At 41.5% G+C, this 6376-nt stretch carries 3 protein-coding genes; 1 reads left to right on the forward strand and 2 read right to left on the reverse strand.

The window, feature by feature from the left end; genetic code table 11:
* Positions 1–194 (reverse strand): hypothetical protein (locus WKI49_03090; GenBank protein MEJ7621490.1); only part of this gene is annotated, 194 nt, incomplete at its 3' end.
* Positions 195–219: 25 nt separating this feature from the next.
* Entirely contained in the window at positions 220–2979 is a 2760-nt protein-coding gene (gene ileS, locus WKI49_03095; GenBank protein MEJ7621491.1) for an isoleucine--tRNA ligase, read from the reverse strand.
* A gap of 30 nt (positions 2980–3009) precedes the next feature.
* Here ileS and WKI49_03100 point away from each other — a divergent pair, with 30 nt between their 5' ends.
* Entirely contained in the window at positions 3010–6264 is a 3255-nt protein-coding gene (locus WKI49_03100; protein MEJ7621492.1) for a helicase-related protein, read from the forward strand.
* Positions 6265–6376 lie beyond the last annotated feature (112 nt).

Here is a 6376-nt window from a genome sequence, read left to right on the forward strand (position 1 = left end):
ATGGCTATCATTATCTGAGTAAGCCTGTCTATTTGCTTCTCCATCTGCTCAAAGCCCATGTCTACCTTTGTATCAAGTTTTTCTATTCTTATCTCCATGCTTCTGAGCCTTTCCCTGTCTTCTTGAGTAAAAGAGACCTCTTTGGCAAAGCCAAAGGACAAAAGCACAGTTAAAAGAAATAAAAGCCTAACCATGACACTTCCTTGCAATCTATTAAATCTATATCTCCTGTAGCACACCTGCACATCTTTTGCATACTTCTCCCTCAAACTCTTCCTCTGGATAGTATAGCCAGCATCTTGGACATTTCTTACCTTCCGCAGGAGACACACCCACTCTTATACCCTTTACCTCCTCACCCTCTATAACATACCTACCACCCTCTGAAAACTTGACCCTGCTCACAGTAAAGAAATACTTAAGGTAGTCTTCATATTCTCTCGCAACTTCCAAACCTTCTCCCCACAGAAAAACTTGAGCTTCGTATGGGTGGTTTACCGCCTTATCTCTTCTTGCAATTTCTATTGCCTTCATCACATCCTCTCTTAGCCTTATTAGATACTCGTAGTCCTTGAGGAGTTTTTCATCAATGAGCTCTTCTTTTCCTTGAGGCATGTGGTGCATAAAGACACTTTCTGGAAGCTCTGGATTTATCTTCCTTAGGTGTTCCCAAGCTTCCTCTGCGGTGAAGCTAAGAAAGGGTGCGATTGAGGTAATAAGAGCTTCCGCCAAGGCATAAAGGACTGTTTGAGCAGACCTTCTTTCCCAGCTGTTTGGAGCATAAACGTAGAGCCTATCCTTTAAAACATCAAGATACAGGCTTGAAAGCTCCACAGAGCAGAAGTTTCTTATTAAGTGATAGACCCTATGAAAAGCATATTCTTGGTAATGTTTATGAACCTCTTGGAGAAGTTTCTGCAAGTATGAAAGCATCCAACGGTCAAAGTGGTGAAGCTCTCCATAGGGCACTGCCTTTGAGACTTCAAAGTCGTAGAGGTTTCCAAGCAAGAACCTTATAGTGTTTCTTATCTTCTTGTAGTCTTCAACAAGCCTTTGGATTATGCCCTTTCCGAGCCTTACATCCTCCGTGTAGTCCTCGGATACCACCCAAAGCCTAAGCACGTCCGCACCGTATTGCTTTATGACCTCTTGAGGTGAGACCACGTTTCCTAAGGACTTGGACATTTTTCTGCCCTTTTCATCCACCGTAAAGCCATGGGTAAGGACCGCCTTGTAGGGTGCTTCTCCGTAGCTGGCAACAGACTCAAGCAAAGATGCCTGAAACCATCCCCTATGCTGGTCCGAACCCTCAAGGTAGAGGTCCGCTTTTTGCACACCCCTCTTTCTCAAAACCTGTGCGTGAGAAGAGCCAGAGTCAAACCACACATCCAGAATATCCTCTTCCTTTATAAACTCCCTTGAGCCACAGGAAGGACAGGTATAGCCCTCTGGCAGGAGCTCTTCTGGAGACTTCTCAAACCAAAGGTCAGCTCCCTCCGGAGAAGTCTCTATCATCTTGGCTATCCTTTCAAAGACCTCTAAGTCAGAGACCACATGCCCGCAGTTTTTACAATAAAAGACCGTTATAGGCACACCCCAGAACCTTTGACGAGATATACACCAGTCTGGTCTGTTTTCTACCATAGACCCTATGCGGTTTTTACCGTAGGGTGGAATCCATTGAACTTTTTCTATCTCCTCAAGGCACTTTTCTCTAAAACTCTTACCATCAACCTGACCCGACATGCTTATAAACCATTGAGGCGTTGCCCTAAATATGACAGGGTTTTTGCATCTCCAACAGTGAGGATAGGAGTGCCTTATCTTGCCCTCCCAAAGTAGTAAACCCCTTGCCCTCAGGTCTTCTATTATGAGAGGATTTGCCTCAAAGACCCTCTTGCCCCTTATAAACTCTGGTGCTTCTTGGGTAAACCTACCCTCGTCATCCACAGGTGCAAAAGGCTCAAGCCCATACCTAAGACCCACCAAATAGTCTTCCCTACCATGACCCGGTGCCATATGCACAAGACCTGTTCCTGTAGATAGCTCCACAAACTCCGAGGGATATACCCTGTTTACCCTGCCCCCATAGGGTGCAAAATACTCAAGACCCACAAGCTCAGACCCTCTTACCTGCCTTATAACCTCTCCATTTATGCCCGTAAGGGACTTGACACTTTCTAATAACTCCTTTGCCAATATGTAGGTCTCTTCTCCAGACTTGAAAAAGACATACTCGTAGTCCTCTCCCACCATAACGCCAAGGTTGGCAGGCAAAGTCCAAGGAGTGGTAGTCCATATAAGCAGGTATGTTTGTGGCTGGTCCCTTAGTGGAAACTTCACATATATGCTTGGGTCTTCCTTCTCGTAGTATTCTACTTCCGCCTCCGCCTCTGCGGTTTTGTCATATATGCACCAATAGACGGGTTTTTTGCTCTTTATGACCAAGCCCCTACTGAAGACCCTTCCTAATTCCCTTACTTCTTGTGCCTGATAGGCAGGGTCCATGGTTATGTAAGGATTCTCCCAGTCCGCAAGGACACCAAGCCTTATAAACTCTTCCTTTTGAACCTTTATAAACCTCTCCGCATAGGCTCTACAAAGTCTTCTAAACTCCACCTTACCAAGCTCTTCCTTGGAGAGCTTTTTCTCCTTTAGTTCCTTTTCCACCTGCTGTTCTATAGGCAGTCCATGACAATCCCAACCAGGCACGAAGTCCACACGATACCCTGTCAAAAGCCTATATTTGACAATAAGGTCTTTAAGGATTTTGTTGAGAGCATGCCCTATATGAATATGCCCGTTAGCATAAGGTGGTCCATCATGTAGCACAAAAAGGGGTTTGTCCTTGTTTCTCTCCCAGAGCTTTCTGTATAGCCCTTGCCACTTCTGAAGTATTTGAGGTTCTCTCTCTGGCAGGTTTGCCTTCATTGGAAAGTCCGTCTTTGGAAGGTTTAAGGTTTCTGCGTAGTTTCGCATGAGGTTATATTATACTTAACTAACAGAGCCATGCCCTTTATAACAAACAGCGACCAGAAAACCCTTGAGCAGAGGCTAAGGTATATAATCCCAAAAAGTGTAGAAATAAACATCCTTGTGGGCTTTTTCTACTTTTCCTCCGCACCCTTCTTGTATGAGGTTCTCAAAGATATGGACGAAAAGGGAAAGCTAAGAGAAGGACATATAAAGATTCTCGTTGGGCTTGATGTGGACCAGAGGATAAACAAACTTTATGAATATGCTCTTGAGACTTCAGACCCAAGAAATCAATTTTTCCTCTCTTTGGACAAGGCTTTTACCTCCGGTGATATGGACAGAAAAGAAACCTACGAGCAAGCGAAGTTTTTTATAAAACTTCTACGGGAAAATAAACTTCTTTTGAGAAAGACAAAGAAACCTAATCATGCAAAGCTTTACCTTTTTATCTTGGAAGAGGGGCAAGCAATACCACACCTTTTTATAACAGGCAGTAGCAATCTAACCAGCGCAGGGCTTAGCTATCAAGAAGAGTTTAATGTGGAAATAAGGGACTATGGCTTTGAAGAAGCTAAAGCATACTTTGATAAACTATGGAAAGAAGCGGTATCCCTTGATGTAAACAAGATATTAGACCATATTAGAACAAAAACCTTCCTAAGGGATATAAGCCCCTTTGAAGCCTATGTATATGCACTTAAAACCTACATGGAAAGCTACACAGATACCTCAGAAAGTTCAAAAAACACCATAAAGACTCTATTGGAAGAGGCAGGATATAAAGCCTATAGCTATCAAGTGGAAGCGATTGCACAGGCGGTTAGAATAGTAAACACCCATAATGGTGTTATTTTGGCGGATGTTGTAGGGCTTGGAAAGTCTGTTATAGCGGTTGCGGTAGCCAAAAGACTTGGCACAAGAGGAATTGTTATTGCACCACCACACCTCATAGGAGACGAAGGAGAAAACTATGGATGGAAAAAATACTTGGCGGACTTTGGACTGCATGACTGGAGAGTCTTTTCTGTGGGAAAGTTAAGGGAAGCCTTAGAATATGTGGAGAAACACCAAGATGTCCAAACTGTTATAGTGGACGAAGCCCACAGGTTTAGAAACGAAAACACCAAAAGCTACACCTATCTGCAACAGATATGCAGTGGTAAAAAAGTTTTACTTTTGAGTGCAACTCCCTTTAACAACAGACCTTCGGATATATTTGCCATGCTAAAACTCTTTACCATTCCCAAAAAATCCACCATAGTCTTTGATGAAGACCTTGAACGCAAGTTTGAAGAGTTTGAAGGGAGTTTCAGGAAACTATCCTACATAAAAACCTATTGGAACTCCTCAAACAAGAGCAACAGAGAGCGTGCCCGAAAGTATTATAAGGAACTTTTCAAAGAAGATAAGATAGACATAAACAAGGTAAAAGAAACCGCAAAGAGTTTGGCAAGGCAGATAAGAAGTATTATTGAGCCAGTAGTTATAAGAAGAAACAGGCTTGACCTACGGTATTATCCAGACAAAATAGACCTTCCTGAAGTAAAAGACCCTATTGAGAAGTTTTTTGAGTTAACACCGGAGCAGTTAGACTTTTACGACGAGGTCATAAATGCCTTTACCGACCTCTCAGAGGGTGGAAGGTTTACAGGAGCCATATACTTTCCAGAGAGATACAAAAGAAAAGAGGAAGAAAATGAAGATTTTACTTACATCTATCAGAAAAACCTTTATAGCTTCATGAGAAGACTACTGGTAAAGAGGTTTGAAAGCAGTTTTGGAGCCTTTAAAAATAGCCTCAAAAGGTTCTTAGAAATTCACGAAAACGCTTTGGATTTCATAGAAAGAACAAAAAGCTTTGTGCTTGACAGAGACATCATAGAAGAGATACTTTCTGTGGAGGACGATGAAACGGTAGAGCAAAAGCTAAAAGAATTAGAGGAAGTATACAAACAAGGCAAGAAGTCAAAGTATCATGAAGTTTACAAGATAGAAGAGCTTGGTAAAAAGTTTATTGAAGATATACAGAGGGACATAAGGCTTTTTAGGGAGCTTTTGGAGAAGTTTGAAAAAATAGGTTTGGAAAGGGAAGACCCAAAAGCAAAAAAGCTCATAGAAACAATAAAGGAGTTTTTAAAAGACAGAAAGGTGGTAGTTTTTACAGAGTATGTGGATACTGCCAGATATTTATGTAAAATACTTAAAGAAGCTTTTGGTGATAAGGTTCTTTGTGCCCATGGAAACCTTTCAAAACAAACCATAGAGTCCATATACAAAAACTTTGATGCCAGTGCAAAAGAGCAGGAAGATGAGTATGACATTTTGCTTGCCACTGACAAGCTTTCAGAAGGCTTTAACCTAAACCGCGCAGGAGTGGTTATAAACTACGATATTCCCTGGAACCCTGTAAGAGTTATCCAGAGGGTTGGAAGGATTAACCGTATTGGTAAAAAGGTTTACGATGAGCTTTACATTGTAAACTTCTTCCCTACAGAAAGGGGAGCGGATATAGTACGTTCAAGGGAAATAGCCCAGAACAAGATGTTTATGATTCACAAGGTTTTGGGAGAGGATGCAAAGATATTTTCACCAGATGAAGAGCCACAACCCTCTGAGCTATACAGGAGACTTACCACCTACACGGAAGCAGAGCAGGAGAGCTTTTTCTCAAAGGTAAGAAAGGAATTTGAGGAAATAAAGGAAAAGCACCCAGAGGTTTTAAAGGCTGTGGAAGAGTTTCCATACAGAGTAAAGACTGCAAAAAGGCACAGCCAAGAAAACCTTATAGTGCTAATAAAGAAAGGCACAGACCTATTTGTTGGCTACAAAGAGCCAGAAGGAAAACCAAAGATAGTTAGTTTTGAGGATGTATACGAGCATATTAAGGCAAGTTATCAAGATAGACCTCTTGAGCTCTCTGAGAGCTTTTGGAAAAACTACAATGAGCTTTTGAATTACACCGCAGTGAGAGTGAAAGAAATAAGAAATTTGCGAAGAAGCCATACGGAAGCAAGAAGTATGCTAAAGACTATACTTAAAGATAAAGAACTTAAATTAAGTGAAGACTTAAAAGAATACCTGCAAGCCCTTTTGGAAAATATGGAAAATTATGGAACTGTGCCAAGATATGTGATAAACAGGATACGAAACCTGTCTTTGAATAAGGACATACAAAACATACAAAAACAGCTTGAGGAATTAAGAGAAGATTATCCAAACCCTCAAGTAAAAGCTTTCACAGAGGGTCATGAACCAGTTTATATACTTGCGATTGAAAACAGACTGTAATCTGCTAAGCCTTTAGTTATAATATCATACATGACCCAGAAAGAAAATACAGAAAAGCTTGAGGACCTTATAAAAGAACTCATAGACAGCTTTAGCCCAGAGGTTTTAGTAA

The organism is Aquificaceae bacterium (assembly GCA_037722135.1).
Lineage (GTDB): Bacteria > Aquificota > Aquificia > Aquificales > Aquificaceae > Pampinifervens > Pampinifervens sericum.

Excerpts from the sequence above, each read along its gene's own strand:
- ileS (MEJ7621491.1), bottom strand. The coding sequence starts at position 2,979 with ATGCGAAACTACGCAGAAACCTTAAACCTTCCAAAGACGGACTTTCCA.
- WKI49_03100 (MEJ7621492.1), top strand. The coding sequence starts at position 3,010 with ATGCCCTTTATAACAAACAGCGACCAGAAAACCCTTGAGCAGAGGCTA.